At 74.3% G+C, this 24,856-nt stretch carries 20 protein-coding genes; 8 read left to right on the forward strand and 12 right to left on the reverse strand.

The genetic code is table 11. The annotated features are described in order from the left end of the window. Positions 1–29 precede the first annotated feature (29 nt). The 4 genes from AB0927_RS03855 to AB0927_RS03870 are packed head-to-tail and all read right to left on the reverse strand — an operon-like array spanning position 30 to position 6,838. A complete protein-coding gene (locus AB0927_RS03855; RefSeq protein WP_366665892.1) occupies positions 30–1,076 on the reverse strand; it encodes a hypothetical protein in 1,047 nt (348 codons plus the stop codon). Further along, on the reverse strand, positions 1,073–2,569 hold the full coding sequence (locus tag AB0927_RS03860) for a VWA domain-containing protein (protein ID WP_366665893.1): 1,497 nt from the start codon (positions 2,567–2,569) through the stop codon (positions 1,073–1,075). The genes AB0927_RS03855 and AB0927_RS03860 overlap by 4 nt, the downstream gene beginning before the upstream one ends. Positions 2,570–2,600: 31 nt before the next feature. Then, positions 2,601–4,835 carry a tetratricopeptide repeat protein gene (locus AB0927_RS03865; protein ID WP_366665894.1) on the reverse strand — a complete coding sequence of 745 codons (2,235 nt, stop codon included), beginning with the start codon at positions 4,833–4,835 and terminating at the stop codon, positions 2,601–2,603. Next, positions 4,832–6,838, reverse strand: coding sequence for a serine protease (locus AB0927_RS03870; RefSeq protein ID WP_366665895.1), 2,007 nt, complete (start codon positions 6,836–6,838; stop codon positions 4,832–4,834). The genes AB0927_RS03865 and AB0927_RS03870 overlap by 4 nt, the downstream gene beginning before the upstream one ends. 224 nt (positions 6,839–7,062) lie before the next feature. Here AB0927_RS03870 and AB0927_RS03875 point away from each other — a divergent pair, with 224 nt between their 5' ends. Together AB0927_RS03875 and AB0927_RS03880 are read left to right on the forward strand one after the other, a co-directional pair. Then, the gene (locus AB0927_RS03875; protein ID WP_366666053.1) at positions 7,063–7,770 is read left to right on the forward strand and encodes a polysaccharide deacetylase family protein; all 708 of its coding nucleotides are present in this window, start codon (positions 7,063–7,065) and stop codon (positions 7,768–7,770) included. Between the two features lie 81 nt (positions 7,771–7,851). Then, positions 7,852–8,292 (forward strand): SRPBCC family protein, encoded by a 441-nt coding sequence (locus AB0927_RS03880; protein ID WP_366665896.1) that lies wholly within the window; start codon positions 7,852–7,854, stop codon positions 8,290–8,292. 23 nt (positions 8,293–8,315) lie between these two features. Here AB0927_RS03880 and AB0927_RS03885 read toward each other — a convergent pair whose 3' ends face one another. From AB0927_RS03885 to AB0927_RS03900, 4 genes are all read right to left on the reverse strand, one after another. Continuing rightward, entirely contained in the window at positions 8,316–8,957 is a 642-nt protein-coding gene (locus tag AB0927_RS03885; RefSeq protein WP_366665897.1) for a LysE family translocator, read from the reverse strand. Positions 8,958–9,059: 102 nt separating this feature from the next. Then, on the reverse strand, positions 9,060–11,480 hold the full coding sequence (locus tag AB0927_RS03890) for a molybdopterin cofactor-binding domain-containing protein (protein ID WP_366665898.1): 2,421 nt from the start codon (positions 11,478–11,480) through the stop codon (positions 9,060–9,062). 1 nt (position 11,481) lies between these two features. Continuing rightward, a complete protein-coding gene (locus AB0927_RS03895; protein ID WP_366665899.1) occupies positions 11,482–12,099 on the reverse strand; it encodes a (2Fe-2S)-binding protein in 618 nt (205 codons plus the stop codon). Next, positions 12,099–12,992: an FAD binding domain-containing protein gene (locus tag AB0927_RS03900; RefSeq protein ID WP_366665900.1), complete on the reverse strand. Its 894-nt coding sequence runs from the start codon at positions 12,990–12,992 to the stop codon at positions 12,099–12,101. Before AB0927_RS03900 ends, AB0927_RS03895 begins: the two co-directional genes overlap by 1 nt. A 341-nt stretch (positions 12,993–13,333) precedes the next feature. On the opposite strand from AB0927_RS03900, the gene AB0927_RS03905 reads away from it, so the two are divergent. The 3 genes from AB0927_RS03905 to AB0927_RS03915 all read left to right on the forward strand — a co-directional run bounded on the left by AB0927_RS03905 (position 13,334) and on the right by AB0927_RS03915 (position 16,670). Beyond that, the gene (locus AB0927_RS03905) at positions 13,334–15,016 is read left to right on the forward strand and encodes a PucR family transcriptional regulator ligand-binding domain-containing protein (RefSeq protein ID WP_366665901.1); all 1,683 of its coding nucleotides are present in this window, start codon (positions 13,334–13,336) and stop codon (positions 15,014–15,016) included. Between the two features lie 165 nt (positions 15,017–15,181). Continuing rightward, positions 15,182–15,949, forward strand: a complete 768-nt coding sequence (locus tag AB0927_RS03910) for a hypothetical protein (protein WP_366665902.1) — start codon at positions 15,182–15,184, stop codon at positions 15,947–15,949. 166 nt (positions 15,950–16,115) lie between these two features. Further along, the gene (locus AB0927_RS03915) at positions 16,116–16,670 is read left to right on the forward strand and encodes a DUF2231 domain-containing protein (protein WP_366665903.1); all 555 of its coding nucleotides are present in this window, start codon (positions 16,116–16,118) and stop codon (positions 16,668–16,670) included. Positions 16,671–16,717: 47 nt separating this feature from the next. Here the strand turns inward: AB0927_RS03915 and AB0927_RS03920 are convergent, their stop codons facing one another. Further along, a complete protein-coding gene (locus AB0927_RS03920; protein WP_366665904.1) occupies positions 16,718–17,467 on the reverse strand; it encodes a GntR family transcriptional regulator in 750 nt (249 codons plus the stop codon). A 358-nt stretch (positions 17,468–17,825) separates the two neighbouring features. Between AB0927_RS03920 and AB0927_RS03925 the strand changes: the two genes are divergently transcribed. Further along, positions 17,826–18,869 (forward strand): DUF2637 domain-containing protein, encoded by a 1,044-nt coding sequence (locus AB0927_RS03925; RefSeq protein WP_366665905.1) that lies wholly within the window; start codon positions 17,826–17,828, stop codon positions 18,867–18,869. Between the two features lie 70 nt (positions 18,870–18,939). On the opposite strand, the gene AB0927_RS03930 is transcribed toward AB0927_RS03925, so the two are convergent. The 3 genes from AB0927_RS03930 to AB0927_RS03940 form a co-directional block, all read right to left on the reverse strand. Next, positions 18,940–19,332, reverse strand: a complete 393-nt coding sequence (locus AB0927_RS03930; RefSeq protein ID WP_366666054.1) for an ATP-binding protein — start codon at positions 19,330–19,332, stop codon at positions 18,940–18,942. 561 nt (positions 19,333–19,893) lie between these two features. Then, complete coding sequence (locus AB0927_RS03935; RefSeq protein WP_366665906.1) at positions 19,894–21,636, reverse strand: pyruvate dehydrogenase; 1,743 nt, start codon at positions 21,634–21,636, stop codon at positions 19,894–19,896. A gap of 105 nt (positions 21,637–21,741) precedes the next feature. Further along, positions 21,742–22,857: a protein phosphatase 2C domain-containing protein gene (locus AB0927_RS03940; protein WP_366665907.1), complete on the reverse strand. Its 1,116-nt coding sequence runs from the start codon at positions 22,855–22,857 to the stop codon at positions 21,742–21,744. A 469-nt stretch (positions 22,858–23,326) separates the two neighbouring features. Between AB0927_RS03940 and AB0927_RS03945 the strand changes: the two genes are divergently transcribed. After that, entirely contained in the window at positions 23,327–24,316 is a 990-nt protein-coding gene (locus AB0927_RS03945) for a helix-turn-helix transcriptional regulator (RefSeq protein ID WP_366665908.1), read from the forward strand. Between the two features lie 48 nt (positions 24,317–24,364). Then, positions 24,365–24,847 (forward strand): DUF456 domain-containing protein, encoded by a 483-nt coding sequence (locus AB0927_RS03950; protein WP_366665909.1) that lies wholly within the window; start codon positions 24,365–24,367, stop codon positions 24,845–24,847. Positions 24,848–24,856: the final 9 nt, after the last annotated feature.

The raw sequence follows: 24,856 nt of genomic DNA on the forward strand, positions 1-24,856 counted from the left end.
CGTACGCGCGCGGCCTCGCAAGGGCCCGCTCACCGCGGCCTGAACCGGTACTCGTCGAGATGCCGCCGCAGTCCCGTCTCGGCCAGTGCCATGACCAGGATGCCTCCGATCAGGATCCACCCGGCCGCCGCGGCGCGGAGGCCGGTGTCCGCCAGGTACGCGGCGGTCGCCCGCCCCGCGTCGGTGAGTTGCCGCCCGGACAGCGGGCGGTCGAGCAGTCGCCGGGTGTCCGTCATCCCCGCGTGCGTCCACACCGTGAACAGCAGCGTGACGGCGAGTCCGGCCGCGAGCAGCGCGCCCGCCGCCAGCAGCCCCCGGTTGTAGCGGCGCCGGAACCGGCGGCGCAGGAACAGCTGGGTCTCCAGCAGGCAGCCGGCCAGCGCGAGCGCGAGCAGCAGCGTGGCGGCCCAGCCGCACCACAGCAGCGGGCCGAACGCGGTCTGCCGGTGCACCGCGGCGCGCTGCCGGCTCTGCAACAGCTTCAGCCGGGCCAGTATCCCGGAGCCCGGGTCCGACAGGATGCTCGTCGCGTAGCTGAGGTACGCCTGGCGCAACGCGCTGTCCACCGGCTGGGCCTGGGCACGCTGGACCTTGTCCGCGTAGACGGTGACGAGCGCGGCGACGGTCTGCAGCGCCTGCCGCCCGGACGGTCCCCCCACGTCGTCCCCGGCGGCGGCCGCGACGCTCTGCGCGGCGACCGAGATCTGCTTCTGGAAGTCGCTGGTGGGGGTCGCCGCGCCGGCGTCCCGCTCCGCCTGCCCGAGGGCGTACAGCGCGGTGTCGATGGACAGCACCGCCGGTGCGCTGGAGGTGCGCAGCGGATCGGCGTCGCCGTGCACGCCCTCGTAGGACAGGAAGAGGGAGAGCGTCAGCAGCGCCGTGAGGACGAGCAGCAGGCGATGGCGGACGGTCAGGTCGCGGGCGGTCGTGCTGCCGCCCTCCCCGGGCGGACGCCGTCCCTCCCCCGGCCCGCGCCCGCCCTCCTCCGGCCCGCGCCGGCCCTGCCCGGCCGGGCGCCGCCGGCCGCCCCGCGGGCGTGGCAGGTCGTCGCGGACGGGGTCCGGACCGGCGCTCATGCCGACGGTCCTCTCAGCCGGCGGCCGCACTCGCCCCCGCAGTACACGGAGTCGGCCGGGCCGAGCCAGCCGCAGTCCGGGCATTCCACGAGCTCGTCGGCGTCCGGGGACACCTCGGGGACGGGCGGCGGCCCCGCGGCCGGATGGAGCGGCGGGGTGGTCATGGCGCTGGAGAGGATCAGGTGCTGCCAGTCGACGTCCTTCAGGCCGGCGCGGACACGGCCGCTGCCCGGCCCGTCCTCGATCAGGCGCAGCGCGTCGAGGAGGTGGGTGTCGCCGAGTTCGGCCGCCAGGTGCAGGGCGCGGGTGAGTTCGCGGTCGGCGCTCGCACGGCCGTCGGCGCCGCGCAGCCAGGCCCGGTAGGCGCCGGCCACGGCGGCGCTCGCCTGCTGGTACAGCTCGTGCCGGTGGACTCCGGGGTGCCGCCGGGAGGCGTCGAGCGGGTTGTCGGTCCAGCGCACCAGGATCGGGCGGGGCGGTGGCAGCCGTACCGGATGCCCGAAGTCGGGTACGACGATCTCCACGGCGGCCAGTTGGAGGTCCTCGCCCCGCTCCCGGCCGGTCGGGTCGGCGGCCAGCACCACCTGGAAGTGCCGCACCTCCTCGCCCCAGGCCCGGGTGACGTACTCGGTGCCGCGCCCGGCACCCGGGGCGGGCACCAGTTCCTGCTCCCCGGGGACGATCTGCTTGACCTGGCGGATGACGGTGCCGGCGGTGGGGGTGAGCCTGATGCGCAGCTCGGGCACCGCCGTGCCGAGCAGTCCGGCGATCAACTCCTCGTAGGCGGCGGTGAGTTCGGACTCCTCCCGGACGGCGCCCCGGCGGCCGTGGAGCCGCCGGGTGATGTGCAGCAGCAGTTCGGCGTCCCAGTCGTCGCCGATGCCCCAGGCGTCGCAGACGAAGCGGCCCTCGCACGCGTCCAGGGCGGTCTCCAGGGACATGGCGGCCCGGTGGTCGTGTTCGTTGCGTCCGTCGGTGAGCAGCAGGACGTGTTTGACGGGCGCCGGGTGGTCCTTCAGGAGCCGGCGGGCGAGGTCGAGCCAGGTGCCGATGGCCGTACCGCCGTTGGCGTCGAGGATGCGCACGGCCCGGGCGGCGGCGGCGCGTTCGCCGGGCCCGGCGACGGCGAGCGCCGGGCGGTCCGGGCCGGGATGGACGACGGTGGCGTGGAAGTGGCCGGACAGCACGGCGAAGGCGGTGTTTTCGGGCAGCAGCCGTACGGCGGCCACGGTGGCCTCCTTGGCCGCGTGGAGCTTGGCGGCCGGGAAGAGCATGGAGCGGGAGGTGTCCACGATCAGGACTTCGGCGAGCGCGGGACCGCCGTCCGGCGTCCGTCCCCCGGCGAGCCCGGCCCCGCCGTGGCCGCGCACGCCGATCTCCAGGATGGCGTGCATCTCCCGTTCGGTGCCCCGCGCCTGGGCGGCCGGCTCGGCGGGCAGCTCCTTCTGCTGGCCGACGTCGAGCGTCACCTCGGTCTCCTCGGCCACGGTCATCGGTGTCTCTCCCCAGGGGTCATGGGTGTCCTCAGAAGGTGGTCATCGGCCGTACCGCGTGGGCCAGGTCGAGCAGCCGGCCGTGTTCCGGGGCGGTGCGCGCCTGGGCGGCCAGCTGGCGGAAGGAGTGTTCGAGGAGGGCGCGCAGGCCCCGTTCGTCGCCGGGTCCGAGCAGGTCCCCGGCCGGCCAGGACATGGCGCCGCCGTACAGCGTGTTCTCGCGGACCTCGGCGACCAGCCGGGCGCGGGACTCGCCGTCCTCGGCGCCGCCGTCCAGGCGCAGTTCGGGCAGCCGCCGGGCCGCGTCGGTCAGGTCGGCGGGGGTGGGCGGCAGGCCGCCCAGGACGCCGGCGCGGATGCGGACGGCGGCGATCCGGGCGGCGTCGTGGTGGCGTGAGGTGGCCGGTACGTCGTCCAGGACGCGGACGGCGGCGTCCCGGTCGCCGCCGGCCAGATGGCCGCGGGCCAGGCCGAAGGCGGCGGCGGTGTGCGCGCTGTCGCGTTTCCACACGGCCTCGTAGAAGCGCATGGCCCGTGCGGTGCGGGCGCCGTGCTCGGCACAGTGGCCGAGGGCGAGCTTGGGCACGTACTCGCCGGGCAGCGCCCGGTACACGGCCTCGAAACGGGCGCCGGCCAGGTCGACCTCGCCCTTGCTGAGGTGCAGGACGCCCCGGTGCCAGGCGATCCGCCAGTCGTGGGCGGCGGCGCGCTCGCCGAGCTGGGTCTCGGCCTCGGTGAGCCAGTCGGCCGCGGCGTCCGGCTCGCCGCGTCTGAGGTAGGCGCGGCACAGCCACAGCGCGGTCTCCGGGGTGCCGAGGCGGGAGTCGCGGGGCCATTGCCCGGCCACCTGGTCGGGGGCGTCGGGCGAGAAGGTGTCCAGCACCAGGGCGGCGCCGTCGGCGGGGTCGGGGACCGGTTCCGGGAGGGCGCCGGCGACCTCGGCGGGCGAGGGCGGGGAGGCGTCCAGCTCGGCCGGGCGCTCGCCGGGGCGGGCGGTCCAGTGGTCGAGGGCGGGTATCGCGCCGAGCCCGGCGTCGAGGCTGGCCCCGGTGGCCCGGAACCGGGTGGAGCTCTCGGGCAGTTGCTCGCCGAACTGGAGCGAGCGGAACTCCCGCAGGACTTCCCAGAGTTGGCGGGACATCTCGGCTGCCGACCGGAACCGGGCGCCGGGTTCGGGGTGGGTGGCGCGGTCGACGAGACGGCGGAAGGAGTCCTGGGCGAGCCCGCGGGCCGGCTCGGTGTCGCGGGCCAGGGCCTGGAGCGTCATGCCGACGGTGTACAGGTCGCTGTCGACGTGCCAGCCGCGCCGGTCGATCTCCGCCTTCGGCGGCGCGAACGTCGCCGTGTACACGTACGGGGACGTCCGGTCGCCGATCGCGCGGACCGCGCCGAGGTCGATGATCTTCACGGCCCGGCCGAAGTGGATGACGTTGGCGGGCTTCATGTCGCAGTAGAGCAGGTCTCGTTCGTGCATGTACTCCAGCGCGCCGAGGATCTTGCAGCCGTAGGTGAGGACGTGGTCGAGGCGGGGGCGGCCGTGGAAGACGCGCTCGACGTCGTCGGCGTCGAAGAGCCGTTGCAGGGAGCGGCCGCCGATGTAGTCCATGATCAGGTAGCCGGTGGACGTCCTGCCCGGGGCCTGGTGTTCGGCGTACGTGATGATCCGCACGATGTCCGGGTGGTGCAGGTCGGTGAGGGAGCGGCGCTCCTCGGCCACGGCCCGGCGGGCCAGCGCTCCGCCCCCGTTGATCTGGCTCTTGAGGACGACGCGGTGGCCCTCGGCGCGGGTGTCCTCGGCGAGATGGATCCAGCCCTGGCCGCCGTGCGCCAGGCAGCCGAGCACCCGGTAGTGCCCGGCGACCACCTCGCCCTGGTCCAGCTCGGGCAGCAGGGAGTACGGCGTGCCGCAGCGGGGGCAGCGGCCGGTGGCGCGGCCGGGCTGACCGCCGTACCCCACCCCGATGATCATGCCGCAGCCCTCCCGGCCGCAGTGGCGGCCCTCGGTGGGCGGGCGCGGGTCCGCGACCAGCACGTCGTCGGGCTCGGGCACCTCGGGCAGCACGACGAGCCCGTGCTGGTCGAGTTCGCCGACCCCGGCCACGGCGTGCACGGTCGGCGGCCCCGGGTTCTCCTCGACCACGGCCGGCGGCGCGCTGGGGGCGCCGCGCGGTTCGCTGCGCGGTTCGGTGTACCGGTGCCCGCAGGTGTCGCAGTACCCGGTCCCCATGACGCGGCCCGGACATCCGGGGCGGACGCAGGAGGTCATGAGCCGCGCTCCTTCCGGCGGCCGGCGATGGTACGGCGGGGCGGCGGGGGGTGGTCGGGGGTGCGGGCGTGCTCGGGCGGCCGGGCGGGGCGCCCGGGACCGGCGCCGGCACCGGCCCCCGGCCCGTCGCCACCGCTCGCGTTTTCCTCGCCGCCGCTCGCGTTCTCGTCGCCGCCGCTCGCGTTCTCGTCGCCGGAACTCCAGGCGCGTTCCCCGGAGTCGCCGCTCGCGTCGGCGCGTTCGCCGGGGCCGCCCCTGCCACCTGCGCCTGCGCCTGCGCCTGCGCCGGGGTCGTCTCTCCCCGGCGGCTCCGCCGCGGCCTCGCCCTCCCCGCTCGCCGCCTCCGAGCAGAACCCGATGAACCGGTCCGCCGCCTCCTCCGCCCGCTCGATGTCGCACGGCGTCTGCCGCAGCAGGGACAGCGCGGCCTCGTAGAGCCGGTACGCCTCCACCACCCGGTCCCCGTCCGCCCCGGCCCGCCGACGGCACAGCGGCCACGCCGCGGTGACCCGGCCGCGGAGTTCCTCCCAGCGGCGCAGCCGGGCGTCGAGCAGGCCGAGGGCCTGTTCCAGGCGCTGGCGGCGGCGCTCGGCGGCGTCCTCGAAGGTGAACAGCAGGTCGGCCCGCCGGGGTTCGCGGTCCTGTTCCGAGCTGTGCGCGACCCAGGCGCGCAGCATCTGGCTGCGTCCGACGGCGGCCTCCGCCTGGTCCAGCAGCGTCCCGGCGCCCGGCCCGGCGGTCACCCGGTCCCGGCGGGCGTCGAGCGCGGGCCCCAACTCGTCCACGATGCGGTCGAGTTCGGCGCCGAGGCGGGACCAGCGTTCGCGCAGCGGCCGGTGCACCAGGGACTCGGCCGCCCGCACGGTCCGGCCGCCCTGGCGGCGGTGGACCAGCAGCAGCCGGGCGCCGTGCCGGGCGAGCCGGTCCAACAGGTCGAGCAGCACGTCGGGTTCGGCGCACTGGTCGACGCCGACCAGTACGGCGGCGAGCGGGACGCGCAGGGTGGCGAGCCGTTCGGGGCGCGGGTCGTCACGGATGCCGAGGCGCTCGGCGATGCGGTCCATGACCTGGTCCGCCGTCAACTGCTTGACGTCCAGGGCGAGATCATGCGCGCCGGCCGGGGGCACGGTCTCGGGCGGGTCGTGGCTGAAGGCGCTGGTGGTGCGCTGGGTGCGCAGCTCCCGGTCCGCGAGGGTGACGGCCCGTTCGAGGGTGAAGGCGCGGTCGCCCCTGGCGGGCACCACGGTGACGAGCACCGGCCAGCCCTCGCCCCGGAACCACCCGGCGAGTTCGGTGGCGAACCGCACGTCGAGCCGCCCCGCGCCCGCGGTGGTACGGCTGCGCAGCCGGGGGTCGACGGCCCAGGCGCCGTCGGTCCAGGCGGCGGCCTGCGGCAGATGGCTGAGGATGGTCTCGGTGGGGCTCATCTGGCTGAAGGAGGAGACCTGCCCCTCGTCCACGCTGAGCACGATGCCGATCACCTGGTCGGTGGCGTGGTCGACCACCCCGCCGCCGCTGAAGCCGGGGGCGGCCAGTTCGCCGGGGGTGAGCGGGCGCAGCTGCACCCGGCTGTCCCGGCCCCGGGCGGCGACCAGGGTGGCGCCGTGCCAGCGGCCGCCGTCGTCGCCGGCCGGGAAGCCGTACATGCTCACGGGTCCATGCGGCGAGGCGAGCCGGTAGAGCCGGGTGGTGTGCTCGGCGGGCAGCGGTTCGGCGAGGCGCAGCAGGGCGAGGTCGCCGCTGCGGTCGCCGAACGCGTCCTCCTGCTCCGGCACGTGTTCGTCCGGGCGGACGGTGGCGGTGACCGCGCCCTGTCCGGGCACGCCGACGAGTCGTACGACGTATCGAACGCCCGGGGTGACGACATGCCCGGCGGTGAGCACCCGGTCGGGGGCGAGCAGCACCCCGGCACCGAGCACCTCACCGTCCGGCGCCTCGATGCGGGCGATCCAAGTCGGCGTGCGTAAGCGGGACTTGACGGCCCGTCCCCCCGTGCGCGTCATGCCGCCGAGGTTACTCCCCGTACCGGCCAGGAACTACTGGTGTGCACGAGGTGGCCGCATGTGAATGTTGGCCATATTCGAACGCATGCACTATGAACTGTGTATATAGTCCCGGTATGCCTCTTTCGATCGAGAAAGTCCGGACGTCGGTGTGCGCGACAGGCAAGACGGGTCTGCCGCGCCGAGGGTTGCGTCCGGCCGCGCTCCTCTCCGCCGCCGTCGGCATGGCGCTGGCCCTGACCGGCTGCGCACAGGTCGACACCACCTCGCCGCGTACCGCGCGCGAGCAGGCGCAGGCGGCGCCGGTGAGTTCCGGCGGCGTCGACTGCCGCAAGGCCAAGTGCATCGCGCTCACCTTCGACGCGGGCCCCAGCGAGAACTCGCCCAGACTGCTGGACATCCTCAAGGAGAAGCAGGTCCACGCGACGTTCTTCCTGCTGGGCAAGCGGCACATCGAGAAGTACCCGCAGCTCGTCAGACGCATGTCGGCCGAGGGACACGAGGTGGCGAGTCACACCTGGGACCACAAGATCCTCACGGAGATATCCGACGACCAGGTGCGCGCGGAGCTGAAGCGGCCCGACGACGCGATCGAGCGGCTCACCGGGCGCAAGCCCACGCTGATGCGTCCGCCGCAGGGCCGCACGGACGCCAACATCCACAAGATCTGCAAGGAACTGGGCCTGGCGGAGGTCCTGTGGAGCGTCACCGCCAAGGACTACGCGACCAACGACTCGGCACTCATCGAGAAGCGCGTCCTCGACCAGGCGGACCGGGACGGGATCATCCTGCTGCACGACATCTACCCCGGCACCGTGCCCGCCGTGCCGGGCATCATCGACGCCCTCAAGCGGCGCGGGTACACCTTCGTGACGGTCCCTCAGCTCCTCGCCCCCGGCAAGGCCGAGCCGGGCAAGGTCTACCGGCCCTGAGCCGCCGGCGGAGGCTGGGCCGTCGGAGTGAGGAAGTGCCGGGGTCCCGGGCGCGCGGCCGTCCTTGCCTACGATCGTCCCGTGCCGACCTTCTCCCTCACCCGTACCGTCCCGCTTCCCCTGGACGAGGCGTGGCGCCGGGTCACCGAGTGGCCCCGGCACGCGCGCGCCGTGCCGCTGACCCGGATCAGGGTGCTCACCCCCGGCCCGACCGGCGTGGGCACCCGTTTCACGGCGCGCTCGGGCATCGGACCGCTCGCCTTCGACGACACCATGGAGGTGATCCTCTGGCGCCCGCCCGTGGGGGGCGAGGGCGGGCTGTGCCGGCTGGAGAAGCGGGGCCGGGTGATCCTCGGCTGGGCGCGGATCGAGGTCCGGCCGGGGCCCGGGGGCGGTAGCCGGGTGGTGTGGCGGGAGGAGCTGCGGGTGCGCTTCCTGCCCCGCGCCTTCGACGCGGTCGTCACGCGCACGGCCCGTACGGTGTTCGGGCGCGGGCTGAACCGGCTGCTCGGGCGGGCCTGAACGGCCGTACCGCCGTGGGGCGTTCAGTCCTTGCGGCCGGTCGCGGCCACGGTCACGCCCAGGCCGATCATCGCGAGGCCGCCGACGCCGCCGACCGCGGACAGCCGCCGGGGCGAGCGGGCGAACCAGCCGCGGGCGGCGGAGGCGGCGAGGCCCCAGACGCTGTCCGAGACCAGCGCGATGATGTTGAAGACCAGGCCGAGCAGCAGCATCTGGAGGGGCACGCGGCCCTGGGCGCGGTCCACGAACTGGGGCAGTACGGCGGCGAAGAACACCATCGTCTTGGGGTTGGCCACACCGACCACGAAGCCCTCCCCCAGGGTGCGCAGAGCGCCCCGCTCCGGGCGGCCGGACTCCTCGAACGCGTCTCGCAGCGAGCCGCGTCGCCGCCACGCCTTGATCCCGAGGTACACCAGGTAGGCGGCGCCCGCGAGCTTGAGCGTGGTGAAGAGGAGGACCGAGCGTTCCACCACCGGTCCGATGCCGAGGGCCACGGCGGCGACGAGGACGTACGCGCCGAGGGTGTTGCCGGCGACCGTGGTCAGCGCGGTGCGGCGGCCGTGCGCCAGCGCCCGCCCGACGACGAAGAGCACGCTCGGGCCGGGTATCACGATCAGCACAAGGGCCATCGCCGCGAAGGCGAGCAGCCGGTCGGTGGAGAGCATGCCCTCATGGAACACAGGCACCGGTGCGCCCGGCAATCCCTTTTCCGACCACCGCCTTCCCCGGGCCGAACGGTGCGCCCGGAGGCCCTCGGTGTCACGTGGTCACGCGGTGTTCGTGAGATGTTCGGGGCGGACCGGTGTGCGGTTCAGTTCCAGGCCGGTGGCGTCGCGGATCGCGGCCAGTACGGCCGGGGTCGACGACAGGGTCGGCGCCTCGCCGACGCCGCGCAGCCCGTACGGGGCGTGGTGGTCGGCGAGTTCGAGGACGTCGACGGGGATGGTCGGCGTGTCGAGGATGGTCGGGATCAGGTAGTCGGTGAAGGAGGGGTTCCTGACCCTCGCGGTCTTCGGGTCCACGATGATCTCCTCCATCACCGCGACGCCCAGGCCCTGCGTGGTGCCGCCCTGGATCTGACCGATGACGGAGAGCGGGTTGAGCGCCTTGCCGACGTCCTGCGCGCAGGCCAGCTCGACGACCTTGACGAGGCCGAGTTCGGTGTCCACCTCGACCACGGCACGGTGCGCGGCGAAGGAGTACTGGACATGGCCGTTGCCCTGCCCGGTGCGCAGGTCGAAGGCCTCGGTCGGCCGGTGCCGCCACTCCTGCTCGACCTCCACCGCCTCGCCCTCCAGGACGTCCACCAGTGCGGCGAGCACCTCGCCGCCGTCGGTGACGACCTTGCCGTCCTCCAGCAGCAACTCCGCGGTGGCCCAAGCGGGATGGCGGGCGCCGAACTTGCGGCGGCCGATCTCCAGGACCCGTTCGCGGACCAGTTCACATGCGTTCTTGACGGCGCCGCCGGTGACGTACGTCTGCCGGGAGGCGGAGGTGGAGCCCGCCGAGCCGACCTTGGTGTCGGCCGGCTGGATGGTCACCTGGGCCACGCCGAGTTCGGTGCGGGCGATCTGGGCGTGCACGGTGACGCCGCCCTGGCCGACCTCCGCCATCGCGGTGTGCACGGTGGCCACGGGCTCGCCCGCGATCACCTCCATGCGCACCCTGGCGGTGGAGTAGTCGTCGAACCCCTCGGAGAAACCGACGTTCTTGATGCCGACCGCGTAGCCGATCCCGCGCACGACGCCCTCGCCGTGCGTGGTGTTGGACAGACCGCCGGGCAACTGCCGTACGTCGGCGCCCTCGCTGGACTCCCACTGGCGCTCGGGCGGCAGCGGCATCGCCTTGACGCGGCGCAGGAGTTCGGCGACCGGCGCAGGTGAGTCGACCCGCTGCCCGGTGGGCATGACGGTGCCCTGCTCCATCGCGTTGAGCTGCCTGAACTCCACGGGATCCATGCCGAGCCGCCGCGCCAGCTTGTCCATCTGCGCCTCGTACGCGAAGCACGCCTGCACCGCGCCGAAGCCGCGCATCGCGCCGCAGGGCGGGTTGTTGGTGTAGAGGGCGAGGGCCTCGATGTCGACGTCGTCCACGGCGTACGGCCCGATGCCCAGCGAGGAGGCGTTGCCGACGACGGCCGGGGAGGCGGAGGCGTAGGCGCCGCCGTCCAGGACGATCCGGCACCTGACGTGCGTCAGCTTGCCGTCGCGCGTGGCCCCGTGCTCGTAGGACAGCTTGGCCGGGTGGCGGTGGACGTGCCCGAAGAAGGACTCGAACCGGTTGTAGACGATCTTGACGGGCTTGCCGGTGCGCAGCGCGAGCAGGCAGGCGTGGATCTGCATGGACAGGTCCTCGCGGCCGCCGAACGCGCCGCCGACGCCGGACAGCGTCATCCGCACCTTCCGCTCGGGCAGGCCGAGCACGGGCGCGATCTGGCGCAGGTCGGAGTGGAGCCACTGGGTGGCGATGTACAGGTGGACGCCGCCGTCCTCCTCGGGCACCGCGAGCCCGGACTCGGGACCGAGGAACGCCTGGTCCTGCATGCCGAAGGTGTACTCGCCGCGGACGACCACATCGGCCCGCTCGGCGGCCCGCGCCGCGTCGCCGCGCACGATCGGCTGGCGGTGCAGGATGTTCGGGTGGGGGACGTGCCCCGCGTGGTGGTCGTCGCGGTGCTCGTGGACGAGGACCGCGTCCGGCGCGAGGGCCGACCTCTCGTCGGTGATCACGGGCAGTTCGCGGTACTCCACCCTGATCTTGGCGGCGGCCCGGCGGGCGGTCTCCGGATGGTCGGCGGCCACGATCGCGACCGGCTCGCCGTGGTGGCGCACCTTGCCGTGCGCGAGGACCGGGGTGTCCCGGAGCTCCAGTCCGTAGTGCCGCACCTCGGTGGGCAGGTCGTCGTACGTCATGACGGCGTGCACGCCCGGCAGGGCGAGCGCCTCGGCGGTGTCGATGGAGACGATCTCGGCGTGGGCGACGGTGGAGCGCAGGATCTGGCCCCACAGCATGTCCTCGTGCCACATGTCCGAGGAGTAGGCGAACTCCCCGGTGACCTTGAGGATGCCGTCCGGGCGGAGGGTGGACTCGCCGATGCCGCCCTTGGCGCCCGCGCCCTGGGTGATCTTCGTCGGGGCGCCGGTGGGGGCACCGTCCGCGCGCGCGGTGCCAGGCGTCGAGGAGGGCATGTCAGACCCCCTCGGCCTGGCGGGCGGCCGCGAGGCGGACCGCGTCCATGATCTTCTCGTAGCCCGTGCAGCGGCACAGGTTGCCCGACAGCGCCTCGCGGATGTCGGCGTCGGACGGGCTCGGGTTGCGCGCCAGGAGGTCGTCGGAGGCGACGAGCAGGCCCGGCGTGCAGAAACCGCACTGGACGGCGCCGGCGTCGATGAACGCCTGCTGGACGGGGGCGAGCCCGGTGTCCTCGCCGGCCCCGGAGCCGATGCCGGAGTCCGTGCCGAAGCCGGAGTCCGTGCCGAAGCCGATGCCCGAGCCGGCGTCGGCCTCGGCGTCGGCGTCGCTCGCGGCTCCGTCGAGCGCGCCGCCGGACGCCCGCCGCCGCGCGAGGTCGGCGAGGCCCTCCACGGTCACCACCTCCCGGCCCTCGGCCTGTCCGGCCGCGACCAGGCAGGAGCAGACCAGCACGCCGTCCAGGCGCACCGTGCAGGAGCCGCACTCGCCCTGTTCGCAGGCGTTCTTGGAGCCGGGCAGGCCGAGCCGCTCGCGCAGCACGTAGAGCAGGGACTCGCCCTCCCAGACGTCGTCGGCCTCCTGCGGGCGTCCGTTGACGGTGAAGTTGACGCGCATCAGGCAGCTCCCTCGGTGTGGCGGCGGGCGCCGCGGTACGACTCCCAGGCCCAGGTCAGCGTCCGGCGGGCCATGACGCCGACCGCGTGCCGGCGGTAGGCCGCGGTGCCCCGGACGTCGTCGATCGGGTTGCACGCGGCCGCGCACAGGTCCGCGAACCGCTTGGCGGCCGACGGGGTGATGACCTTCCCGTTGTCCCAGAAGCCGCCCTCCTCCAGCGCCGCGTTCAGGAACTCCTCGGCGACCCTGGCGCGCACGGGGGTGGGCGCGGCCGAGCCGATGCCGGTGCGCACGGTGCGGGTGGCGGGGTGCAGGGCCAGGCCGAAGGCGCACACGGCGATGACCATGGCGTTGCGGGTGCCGACCTTGGAGAACTGCTGCGGGCCGTCCGCCTTCCGGACGCGGACCGCGCGGATCAGCTCGTCGGGCTCCAGCGCGTTGCGCTTGACGCCCGTGTAGAAGTCGTCGATCGGGATCATCCGGGTGCCGCGCACCGCCGACGCCACCTCGACCTCGGCGCCCGCGGCGAGGAGGGCGGGGTGGGCGTCGCCGGCGGGCGAGGCCGTGCCGAGGTTGCCGCCGACGCCGCCGCGGTTGCGGATCTGCGGGGAGGCGACCGTGTGCGAGGCGAGCGCGAGGCCCGGCAACTCGGCACGGAGCTGTTCCATGATCTGCGTGTACGGCACCGAGGCGCCCAGCCGTACGCGGTCCCCGTCGGTCTCCCATTCGTAGAGATCTCCGACGCGGTTGAGGTCGAGCAGGTACTCGGGCCTGCGGTGGTCGAAGTTGATCTCGACCATCACATCGGTGCCACCCGCGATCGGCACAGCGGTGGGATGCTCGGCCTTCGCGGCGAGCGCCTCCTCCCAGCTGGCGGGGCGAAGGAAGTCCATGACCGGCTCTCTTCTTCCTCTTGGGGATCGGGCGGATCCGAGCCGATCCGTGTGCGGCGGGCCCGGTTCGTTCGTGTCGTGTCGGCGCGGCCTGGGGTCAGTACACCGCCGTCCGCTCCGGCGGGTCAGTCACCAAAACCATGAAGGAGTTCGCTGGCCAGGGGAAGCATCTTGTAGATTCGTATGAACGGAGGTCACCGGAAACCTCTCCGTTTCCCCGAGGAAACGCGGGCACCGGCGCGGAGACCCGGAGCGGGCCCCTGAGACGGCGCCGGGCTCCTTCATGTCACCCTCCGAAGAACCATCGTAGGTTTCGAGACACAGAAACGGCGGCAACTGAGATGCGGCTGCGCGCACTGCTGGACACCGACGCGCTGGGCCTGCTGCTGCTCGGCGGCGAGGACGAGCTGGACCGCTCGGTACGCGGTGTGATGACGACCGACCTGCGGGACCCGAGCCGCTATCTCTCCGGCGGCGAGCTGGTGCTGACCGGCCTGGCGTGGCGGCGGGACGCGGCGGACTCCGAGCCGTTCGTGCGCCTGTTGGTGCAGGCCGGGGTGGCGGCCCTCGCGGCGGGCACCGCCGAGCTGGGCGGGGTGCCGGAGGACCTGGTGGCGGCCTGCGCCAAGCACCGGCTGCCGCTGATGGCGGTGGACGAGTCGGTGGCGTTCGCGACGGTCACCGAGCACGTCGTACGGCAGGTCTCCGGCGAGCGGGCCGGGGACCTGGCCGCCGTGGTGGACCGGCACCGCCGGATGATGACCTCGGGCCCGGCGGGCGGCGGCCCCGACGTGGTGCTCGACCTGCTCGGCACCGACCTGGACCTGCGCGCCTGGGTGCTCTCCCCCACCGGGCGGCTGATCGCCGGTTCCAAGGTGGCGGGCCCGGACCTGTCCCCGGAGACCTGCGCCCGGCTGGCCACCGAGCAGCTCGCCGCGGCCCGCACCGGCCGGCGCGGCCCGCACCGGGTCCAGCTCGGCGGTACGACGTACTCGCTCTTCCCCGTCCGCTCCTCGGGGCGCGCCCCGCAGGCCCCGCGCGATGTCCGCGAGACGGTGCTGTCGGACTGGCTGCTGGCCGTCGAGGCGGACGCGGGCGACTGGGACGGGCAGCGCATGGACCTGCTCCAGGGCGTCACCCAGCTGATCGCCGTGGAGCGCGACCGCCGGGAAGCCGCCCGCACGGTGCGCCGCCGGCTCGCCCAGGAGGTCCTGGAGCTGGTCCAGACGGGCGCCGCGCCCGCGGAGATCGCCGCCCGGCTGCGGGTGGCCGCGCCCGTGCTGCTGCCCGGCCTGGGCGTCGCCCCGCACTGGCAGATCGTGGTGGCCCGGGTGGAGTGGGACGGCGCGGACTCCGAGGGCGGCCCGGTGGCCCAGTCGCTGCTGGAGGAGGTGCTGGTCGACCCGCTGGCGACCGGCCCCGAGCCCGCCGACCGGATCGCCGTGGCGCACACCGGGGACGAGGCGGTCGCCCTGGTGCCGCTGCCCGCCGTGCCGGCCGTCGCCGCGGACCACGAGGGCGCGGAGACCGGCCTGCTCGCCGACGCGCTGCTCCAGGCGGTGCGCGAGCCGCTGTCGGCGGGCCTGGCCGACGACGGGCGGCTCACGCTCGGCGTCAGCGCGGCCGTGCACTCGGCGGAGGGGCTGCGCGGCGCCCTGGAGGAGGCCCGGCACGCCCGCCGGGTGGCGGCGGCCCGGCCCGGCCGGGTCTGCGCGGCCGGACACCAGGAGCTGGCCAGCCATGTGCTGCTGCTCCCGTTCGTCCCGGACGACGTGCGCCGCGCTTTCACGGCCCGGCTGCTGGACCCGCTGACGGACTACGACCGCCGGCACCGCGCCGAGCTGATACCGACCCTGAAGGCGTTCCTCGACTGCGACGGCTCCTGGACCCGCTGCGCCACCCGCCTGCACCTGCACGTCAACACGCTGCGCTACCGCGTCGGCCGGATCGAGCAGTTGACGGGACGGGACCTGTCGCGCCTGGAGGACAAGCTCGACTTCTTCCTGGCGCTGCGCATGAGCTGAGCCGACGGGGGCCGAAACAGGCGGACCGCTCCCCCGTCAAGCCCCACTACTTTGTGAATTCTTTCACCCACCCTCTTGGCCGGGCGTGGTGATCGGTGCTGGAATGCCGCCACCACTCAACAGCCCGATGGCGTGCCTGGGGAGGTCAACGTGGCGTATACCGCCATGTCTGGGAACGGAACGACCGCCGGTGACGATCCTCTCCAGACCGCGGTATGGCGGTTGCGCTCGCGGGCCTGCTGGGCCGACGCCGCGGCCCTGCTGCCACCCGACACGCCGGGCGCGGCGCTGCAACGGGCGGTGCTGCTGGTCGAGCGCTGCCTGTACACCGAGGGCGGCTGGGCGGACGCGGAGGACGCGCTGCGTACGGCGGAGGCGCTCGCGCACACCGACGAGGAGCGGGGCGCGGCGGCGTGCGAACGGGGGCAGCTCGCGTACGCCGCGACGCTGCACGGGATCCGGGACCGGGTGGACGAGGCGCGGGCCGCGCTGGGGCGGGCGGCGGCGCTGATCCCGCCGGGGGCGGCGGGGCGGGCGCTGCTGGACTTCCGGCGGGGGCTGCTCGCGGAGAACCTGTCCCGTTCCCCGCAGGCGGCGCGCGCCGCGTACCGCCGGGCGCACGCGGGCGCGACCGCGCACGCCGATCCGCTGCTGCTGTCCTTCACCTGGCGCCATCTCGCCGGACTCGCCCTGCGGGACGGGGAGTTGGCGGAGGCCCGGCACGGGTTCGCCGAGTCCCTGCGGATCCGGGAGGAGCTGGGCTATCTGGTGGGCACGGCGCCCGCGCTGGTCTCCCTGGCGGACACGGAGGACGAACCGGCGGCCACGCGGCTGCGGGACGAGGCGCGGCGGCTGTTCCGGCTCCTGGGGGGCGTCCCGACGTGGCTGGCGGCCCAGCTCGCGCCGCCGGCGGCGGGGCCGGTCACGGCGTGAGCCAGGGGGTGCGGGGCATGCTCAGAAGGAACTGAGAGACGGCTGTGCCAGTGTGACGCGCCCAGGGCCTTTCTTTCGGATCTTGTCGGCGGTCGCAAGGCGCCGTTGGCCCGAGCGACCTGATCCGAAAGAAAGACCCTTGCCCCCCACCCCAGGAGAGCGTCGGATGTCACTCGTCAACGGCCTGCCGGCCCATGTTCTGCTCGTCCACGTCGTCGTGGTGCTGGTCCCGCTGACCGCCCTCGCCCTGGTCGTCGCGGCGGTGTGGCCACGGGCCACGCGCCGGCTCGGCGTCCTGCTGCCCGTGCTGGCCTTCGTCGCCCTGGTGAGCGTGCCGCTCACGACCAGCGCGGGCGAGTGGCTGGAGCGGCATGTCGACAGCGACCCGCTGGTCCGCAGGCACACCGAGCTGGGCGACGGGCTGCTGCCGTGGGCGCTGGGGCTGTTCGTCCTGGCGGTGGTGGTGTGGTGGGCGGGCCGCTCGCTCCGTCTCCAGGAGGGTCAGGCAGGCCAGGAGGGCAACCAGGGCCAGGAGGGCAAGGCGGGCCGCTCGCGCTGGTCCGCGCTTCCGGTCCGGATCGTCGTGGGGCTGCTGTCCGTGGTCATCGCGGTGGGCGCGGTGGTGGACGTCTACCGCATCGGCGACTCGGGCGCGAAGGCGGCGTGGCACGACGGTTACTCGAAGACGGCGCACGGCGAGGGCGACGGCGACGGTTCGTGAGGTTCCCTGAGTAGCTCGGACGACCCTGCGGCTCGCGGGCCGGTCTCTCAGGCCGCGCCCGCGAAGTGCTCCGCCACCAGGCCGCGCACCACGTCGAGATCCCGGGCGACGAGGGCGTCCAGCAGGGACACGTGCTCCGCCGCGTCCGCGAGGAGGTCCGCGCGGGCGTGGCGGACCGGGCCGCCGACCAGCGGCCACTGGGCGCGGCGGTGCAGGTCCGAGGCGATGCGGACCAGCTCCCCGTTGCCGGAGAAGGACAGCATCGCGCGGTGGAAGGCGCGGTCGGACTCGGCGTACGTCGCGGGACAGCCGGAGGCGGCCGCGCGGACGGTGTCCTCCGCGAGCGGCCGCAGCTCGGCCCAGCGCCCGGCCGGGACCGTGCGGGCCAGCCGCAGCATCACCGGGACCTCGATCAGGTTCCGCACCTCCGCCAGCTCGGCCAGATCCCGCGCCCCCCGCTCGACCACCCGGAACCCGCGGTTGGGCACCACCTCGACGGCGCCCTCCAGGGCAAGCTGCTGCATCGCCTCGCGCACGGGCGTCGCCGAGACCCCGAACCGCTCCCCGAGCACCGGCGCCGAGTAGACCTCGCCGGGCTTCAGCTCGCCCGTGACCAGCGCCGTGCGCAGCGCCTCCAGGATCTGCCCGCGCACCGAGGACCGCTGTATCACGGGCCGCTCGGCAGCGGGCCGCCGCTGGTCCGGAACCAGCCCCTCACCGTGCGTGTGCGCCGCCGCGGAGCCCTGCACGCCCTGCTTCACGGGTCCTCCTGGCGGCTTGTCGGTACTTGGGGTCATTAACGACGGGTTGTCGGTTGTTCGTCAAGCACCCTAGACGTACCGAGCGGTACGTCAAACTCGATCGAGGACGAGCGGCCCCCGCCGTCCACTAAGATCAACTCGAATCGGACCGCCGTGCGGACAGGTGATTCACAACTTCCTCACCTCTCGCAGGAACTTTCCGAGGAACCATCCGTACAGGTAGTCTTGTTCGAACTCAACTCCCGCGCCTCAAGCGTCAGTTCGAGCAGATCGCCGTCCCCGCGCATCCCCTCGCACCCCCTTGGCGGCCTCTTGCCGCGAAACCCCCTGAGGGCCGCCGGGAGTGGGCCACTATGGCGGGCGTTACGCCCTATCCCAATGCAAGGGACCCCTGATGAGACTGACCGACATATCGCTGAACTGGCTGCTTCCGGGCGCCGTACTGCTCCTGGGCATGCTGGTGGCGGTGGCGGTGCTCGCGCGCGGAAAGCGCTCCTCCGGGGAGAACGCGAGCGCGGACGACTCGTGGGAGCGCAGCGAGGAGCGCCGCAGGCGCAAGGAGGCCATCTACGGCACCGCCTCCTATGTGCTGCTGTTCTGCTGCGCGGCGGTGGCGGCCGCCCTGTCCTTCCACGGCCTCGTCGGCTTCGGCGAGCAGAACCTCGGCCTGACCGACGGCTGGCAGTACCTGGTGCCCTTCGGCCTCGACGGCGCGGCCATGTTCTGCTCCGTCCTCGCGGTGCGCGAGGCCAGCCACGGTGACGCGGCCCTCGGCTCGCGCATCCTCGTGTGGCTGTTCGCCGCGGCCGCGGCCTGGTTCAACTGGGTGCACGCGCCGCGCGGCGTCGACCACGCGGGCGCCCCGCAGTTCTTCTCCGGCATGTCCCTGTCGGCGGCCGTCCTGTTCGACCGCGCGCTGAAGCAGACCCGCCGCGCCGCGCTGCGCGAGCAGGGCCTGGTGCCGCGCCCGCTGCCGCAGATCCGCATCGTGCGCTGGCTGCGCGCCCCCCGCGAGACGTACCGCGCGTGGTCGCTGATGCTCCTGGAGGGCGTGCGCAGCCTGGACGAGGCGGTCGAGGAGGTCCGCGAGGACAAGCGCCAGAAGGACCAGACGCGGGAGCGCCGGCGCGAGCAGCACCGTATGGAGCGCGCCCAGCTCAAGGCCATCAGCCGGGGCCACGGCCGCTTCGTGGGCCGGGCCGGCGGCGGCCGGCAGGTCGAGGTGCAGGCGGTGGAGCGTGGCTCCGCGTCCGCGACCGCGGAGCCTGCCATAGCGACGGCGGAACTGCCCGTACGGTCCCGTCCCTCCCTCCAGCCGGTGCGCAAGAAGTCTGAGCCGGTGACCGTCGACCTCACCGCCGAGGACGACACCATGGCCCTGCCCCGCCTGGACTCCCTGGAGCGCAAGCTCAAGGACCTGGAGCAGCAGTTCGGCTAGCCGCCCTCTGTCTTCCCAAGTCGGGGGTGCGACCGCTCGGGTCGCGCCCCCGATCCGTGTCCGCCGTGCCTCACGCCGCCTCGGCGCCCAGCTCGAACCACACCGACTTGCCGACGCCGTGCGGCCGTACGCCCCAGGCGTCCGCGAGGGACTCCACCAGGACCATGCCCCGGCCGTGGGTGTCGTCGTCCGGATCGGGGGTGCGCACCTGGGGTCTTCGGGGCACGAAGTCCCTTACCTCCACCCGGAGTCCGCCGGGCGCCACGACCGCGGTGAGGACGGCGTCGTCGTCGGTGTGCACGAGCGCGTTGGTGACCAGTTCGCTGGTGAGCAGTTCGGCGATCTCCGACTGCCCCGGCTTCCCCCAGTCCCGCAGCAGCTCGCGCAGCTCCCGGCGGGCCTCGGGCACCGAGCGCAGGTCCGCCCGCCCGAGCCTGCGCCACAGCCGCTGCGGCGGCTCCACGCCCCGCCCGCGGCCGTCCCGCCGGTCACGCCCGTCCCGCCGGTCCCCCGCGGGGCCGGCGGCGGGCACCCGCACCAGCCGCCCCGGTGACTCTCCGGGGCTCCTGACGGTCCCCCCGCTCCCCGCGGTGCCCACGCCCTCCGCGGTCTCCATGACACCGCCGGGACCTTCCCCCGGGGTTTCCCCCGTACCGTCCCCCGGTTCCACGGAGCGGGTCCCGGTGGTCACGGGACCACCTCCTCGTGCCTGCCTCTTCATGGCCCCCGCCCGCACGCCGCTCGAACCCTGCCCCTCCTGGTCGAACACGTTCACGGGGGATGCTTGCCCAGTGGACCAACAGCCAGTCCTCGCACCGGGCCGATGACCGGCGGTTCGGCCACCGCCGGGGCCCGCCACACCCGGGCCCGGGGCGGGTACCCGGGCCGTACGACCGCCTTCCGGGGAGCCAACTGGCGCCGCTGACGCCCCGTGACGGCCGGGCAACCGCGCCCGGCACAGCCGGTCGGCATGCCGTCACGCGCCGTGAAACTGGCCGAAACCCGTTCCCCGGACCGGGTGGTGTCAGGGCCGGGGCACGTTGCGCAGGTTGGAGCGGGCCATCTGGAGCATGCGGCCCACGCCGCCGTCCAGCACGATCTTGGAGGCGGACAGCGCGAACCCGGTGACCATCTCGGCGCTGATCTTCGGCGGGATGGACAGGGCGTTGGGGTCGGTGACGATGTCCACCAGGGCCGGACCCTTGTGCTTGAAGGCGTCCTTGAGCGCGCCGGCGAGCTGCTGCGGCTTCTCCACCCGCACCCCGTACGCCCCGCACGCGCGGGCCACCGCGGCGAAGTCCGGGTTGGCGTTGGCGGTGCCGTAGGAGGGCAGTCCGGAGACCATCATCTCCAACTCGACCATGCCGAGGGAGGAGTTGTCGAACAGCACCACCTTGACCGGAAGGTCGTGCTGGACCAGGCTCAGGAAGTCGCCCATCAGCATGGCGAAGCCGCCGTCCCCGGACATGGACACCACCTGCCGGCGCCGGTCGGTGAACTGCGCGCCGATCGCCATGGGCAGCGCGTTGGCCATCGAGCCGTGCGAGAACGAACCGATGATCCTGCGGCGGCCGTTGGGCGAGATGTAGCGCGCCGCCCACACGTTGCACATGCCGGTGTCCACGGTGAACACGGCGTCGTCGTCGGCGACTTCGTCGAGGACGGCGGCCACGTACTCCGGGTGGATCGGAACGTGCCGGTCGACCTTCCTGGTGTACGCCTTGACCACGCCCTCCAGGGCGTCGGCGTGCTTCTTCAGCATCCGGTCCAGGAAGCGCCGGCTGGTCTTCTCCTTGACCCGCGGGATGAGACAGCGCAGCGTCTCGCGCACGTCGCCCCACACGGCGAGGTCGAGCCGGGAGCGCCGGCCGAGCACCTCGGGCCGCACGTCGACCTGGGCGATCCGCACGTCGTCGGGCAGGAAGGCGTTGTACGGGAAGTCGGTGCCGAGCAGGATCAGCAGATCGCACTCGTGGGTGGCCTCGTAGGCGGCGCCGTAGCCGAGGAGTCCGCTCATACCGACGTCGTAGGGGTTGTCGTACTGGATGAACTCCTTGCCGCGCAGGGCGTGTCCCACCGGGGACTTGATCTTCTCGGCGAACCGCATGACCTCGGTGTGCGCCCCCGCCGTGCCGCTGCCGCAGAAGAGGGTGACCTTGCCGGCCCTGTCGATCATCTCCACCAGGGCGTCGATCTCGGCGTCGCCGGGGCGGACGGTGGGCCGCGAGGTGACCAGGGCGCTCTGCGCGGCCTTCTCCGGGGCGGGTTGGGCGGCGATGTCGCCGGGCAGCGAGACCACGCTGACCCCGCTCTGGCCGACCGCGTGCTGGATGGCGGTCTGGAGCAGCCGCGGCATCTGCCGGGGGCTGGAGATCAGCTCGCTGTAGTGGCTGCACTCCTGGAAGAGCCGGTCCGGGTGGGTCTCCTGGAAGAACCCGAGGCCGATCTCGCTGGAGGGGATGTGGGAGGCGAGGGCCAGCACGGGGGCCATGGAGCGGTGGGCGTCGTACAGGCCGTTGATGAGGTGGAGGTTGCCGGGGCCGCAGGAGCCGGCGCAGGCGGCCAGCTTCCCGGTGATCTGGGCCTCGGCACCGGCCGCGAAGGCGGCGGTCTCCTCGTGGCGGACATGGACCCAGTCGATGGCGGAGTGGCGGCGGACGGCGTCCACGATCGGGTTGAGGCTGTCGCCGACGACGCCGTAGAGGCGGCGCACGCCGGCGCGGACGAGGATGTCGACGAACTGCTCGGCTACGTTCTGCTTGGCCATGTTCTCGCGTCTGCCCCTTCCGAGGTCCCGGATCCGTCCCGGATCCGTCCGAGGTCCCGGATCCGTCCGTGGTGCCCCGGTTCCATGGAGGCATACGAGAAGCGGTTACGCCTCCCACACGGCCGCCGCCGTACGGTCGTCGGCGTAGCCCTTGACCCGTACCCGGGCGTCGGCGAGGAACGCGGCGAGGCCGGGTGCGCGGCGGCCGGACCAGCGCCGGGACAGATAGGCGCTCAGGGCCGGCTCACCGCGCAGCGGCTCGGCCAGGCCCGGCGTGCACATCAGCAGCGCGTCACCCGGGCGGGCTAGCGAGACCTGGAAGCGGAACGGGCCGGGAGCGGGCCCGGGCGACTCGGGCGGCTCCTCGTCGGCCTCGCCCGGCTCGATGTCCCGCCACGCGCCGTCCCGCAGCAGGAAGAGGCCGCCCTCGCCGACGCCGAAGAAGACGCGCGTGCGGCAGCGCGGGTCGGCGGGCAGCAGCAGACAGCGCAGGGTCGCCGTGTACTCCCCCGGCTCGGCGCCCCGTTCGGCGGCGCTCGCGCGCAGCCGGCCGAGGCTGCGGCCGGTCAGCCGGTGCAGGCCGGCCTTGAGGTCGGCGCGCCGGGCCGCGCGGAGGTCCTCCGCCAGCCGCCGGTGGCTGCGGCCCACGGCCCGGCCGATCCAGCGGCACGCCTCGGCCGCCGCGAGGTGCGCCTGGGGCGTGGTCCGCGCGCCGGTGGCCATCGAGACGAGCACCAGCGCGTGTTCGCCGCTCCCGAAGCGCGCGGTCAGCACCGCGTCCCGGCGCGGCTCGCCCCGATAGCGCGCCGAGTCCCCGCGCGAGGACACCGACCGCAGCGTCCAGGAGCCGTACCGGGCGCCGTCCAGCACCGTGTCCGCCACCGACTCGTCCGGCTCCCCCGGCCCGGCGGCGGGGAGGACGGTGGGCTCGGGGTCGTAGGTGGGGGGTCCCGAACCCACGTAGTCGGGGCCGGCGGCGGGCTCGGGGGCCGGGCGCCGGGCCGGCACGACCGGCAGGATCGGCAGGGTGGGGGTGTCGGGCGGGACCGGGAAGCCGGGCGGGTCCGGTCTCTCCCGGACCGTGTTCCGCACCGAGGCGAAGCGGTCGTCCAGGGAGTCGGGCGCGGTCGACGGACCCGTGTCCCCGGTGGAGACGTCGTACAGCTGCCCCCACCAGTCGTCCTCGGGACGGGCGGTGGGCCTTCCCCGCTGCTGGCTCATGCCCTGATTGTCACCACGCGGACGGACGGAAAACGGGCCATCGGAGGATTCCCGCCGCGAAAAGGTGAACGGCCGCCGGACGGCCCCACCCCCCACGGGGGGACCGCCCGGCGACGCGCGAAGTGACCCGGCCCCGTGTCCCCTTGGCGTCCGCGGACGTCTCCTGACGCCCGGACCCGCACGGGCCGCGTCACGGTCCTCACGGACCGGACCATGTCGGCCACCCGCCGGGTGGCCGGATCGCGGCGCACTCGTTCTCCGCCACGACGAGGCCCACCTTGGCAGAGGCCGCCGCGCTACGGCGATGATGTGCGCGGCGGGTTTACGCCGTGGCCGGTTCCCGCCAGCCACGGTCCTCCGCGACGGCCTGTTCCCGGACGGCCGGTGGCGGGGACGGCTCGTGCTCAGGTGGCTTGTACTCGGGTACGCGGTACCCCGGTACGCGGTACGCAGGGAGGGACGCGGGGCGATGCTGGCGGCGATAGGGCTGGACGAGGGACAAGAGGCGGCCTACCGGGCGCTGGTGGCGGTGGGCGCGGCCGATGTGGCCGATCTGGCGCGGCGGCTGACGCTGTGTGTGGGGGACACCGAGAGCGCGCTGCGGGGGCTGGAGCGGCAGGGGCTCGCGGCCCGTTCCTCGGCGCGGCCCGGCCGTTGGGTGGCGGCGCCGCCCGCGGTGGCGCTGGGCGCGCTGCTCACCCGGCAGCGGCACGAGCTGGAGCAGGCGCAGCTGGCCGCGGCCCTGCTCGCGCGGGAGTACCGGGCGGCGGCGGTCGAGCCCGCGGTGCACGATCTGGTGGAGGTGGTGACCGGCGCCTCGGCGGTCGCGCAGCGCTTCCTCCAGTTGCAGTTGGGCGCGGCCGAGGAGGTGTGCGCACTGGTGACCGGCGACCCGGTGGCGGTCCCCGCGCCGGAGAACGAGGCGGAGGAGCAGGCGGCCGGGCGCGGGGTGCGGTACCGGGTGGTGGTGGAGCGGGCGGCGCTCGATCTGCCGCGGGCGCTCGACGGGCTGACCGAGGCGTTCGGCCGCGGCGAGCGGGTGCGGGTGACGGACCGGGTGCCGACGAAGCTGGTGGTGGCCGACCGTTCGCTGGCGATGGTGCCGCTGACCTCGCCCAGCGCGGAGCCGGCCGCGCTGGTGGTGCACGCCAGCGGTCTCCTGGAGCTGCTCGCCGGGCTGTTCGAGTCGGTGTGGCGGGAGGCGCTGCCGCTGCGGCTGAACGCGGACGGCGCGGCCGAGGAGGTGCCGGACGGCCCGGACGCCACCGATCTGGAGGTGCTGTCGCTGCTGCTGGCCGGGCTGACCGACGCGAGCGTGGCCAAGCAACTGGATCTGGGCCTGCGCACCGTGCAGCGCCGGGTGAAGCGGCTGATGGAGCTGGCCGGGGTGACCACCCGGCTCCAGCTCGGCTGGCACGCCTACGAGCGCGGCTGGGTCGCCCGCGGCCGACCGGAGTGATCCGCCGCCGGTCTCGCCGGGGGGCCGGTTCTCCGGCACCCTGGGCGGATGGGCGCCCCGGAACTCCTGCTGGTCGGCGTGGTGATCACCGCCGGCCTGGTGGGCGTGCTGGTGCCCGGGGTGCCGGGGTCGTGGCTGGTGTGGGCCGCCGTCCTGTGGTGGGCGCTGAAGGATCCGCGCCCGGTGGCGTGGGCGGTGCTGGTGGGCGCCACGGCGGTGCTGCTGCTCGCGCGGGTGGTGCGCTGGACGCTGCCGCCGCGCCGGCTCCGGGAGAGCGGCGCCACGCCCGCGCTGGCGGGGTACGCCGGTGCGGGGGCCCTGCTCGGCTTCGTGCTGCTGCCGGTGGTGGGGGCGGTGCCGGGGTTCCTGGCCGGGATCTATCTCCATGAACGGCTCCGGCTGGGCCGGCACGGCGAGGCGATGGCGGCCCTGCGCACGGTCATGCGCGCGGGCGGCGCCGGCGTGCTGACCGAGCTGTTCGCGTGCCTGCTGATCGCCGGGGCGTGGCTGGGGGTGCTGCGGTGGGGGTGAGGCGGCCCG

The sequence above is a fragment of the Streptomyces sp. NPDC048106 genome (genome assembly GCF_040706415.1).
Classification (GTDB): Bacteria; Actinomycetota; Actinomycetes; order Streptomycetales; family Streptomycetaceae; genus Streptomyces.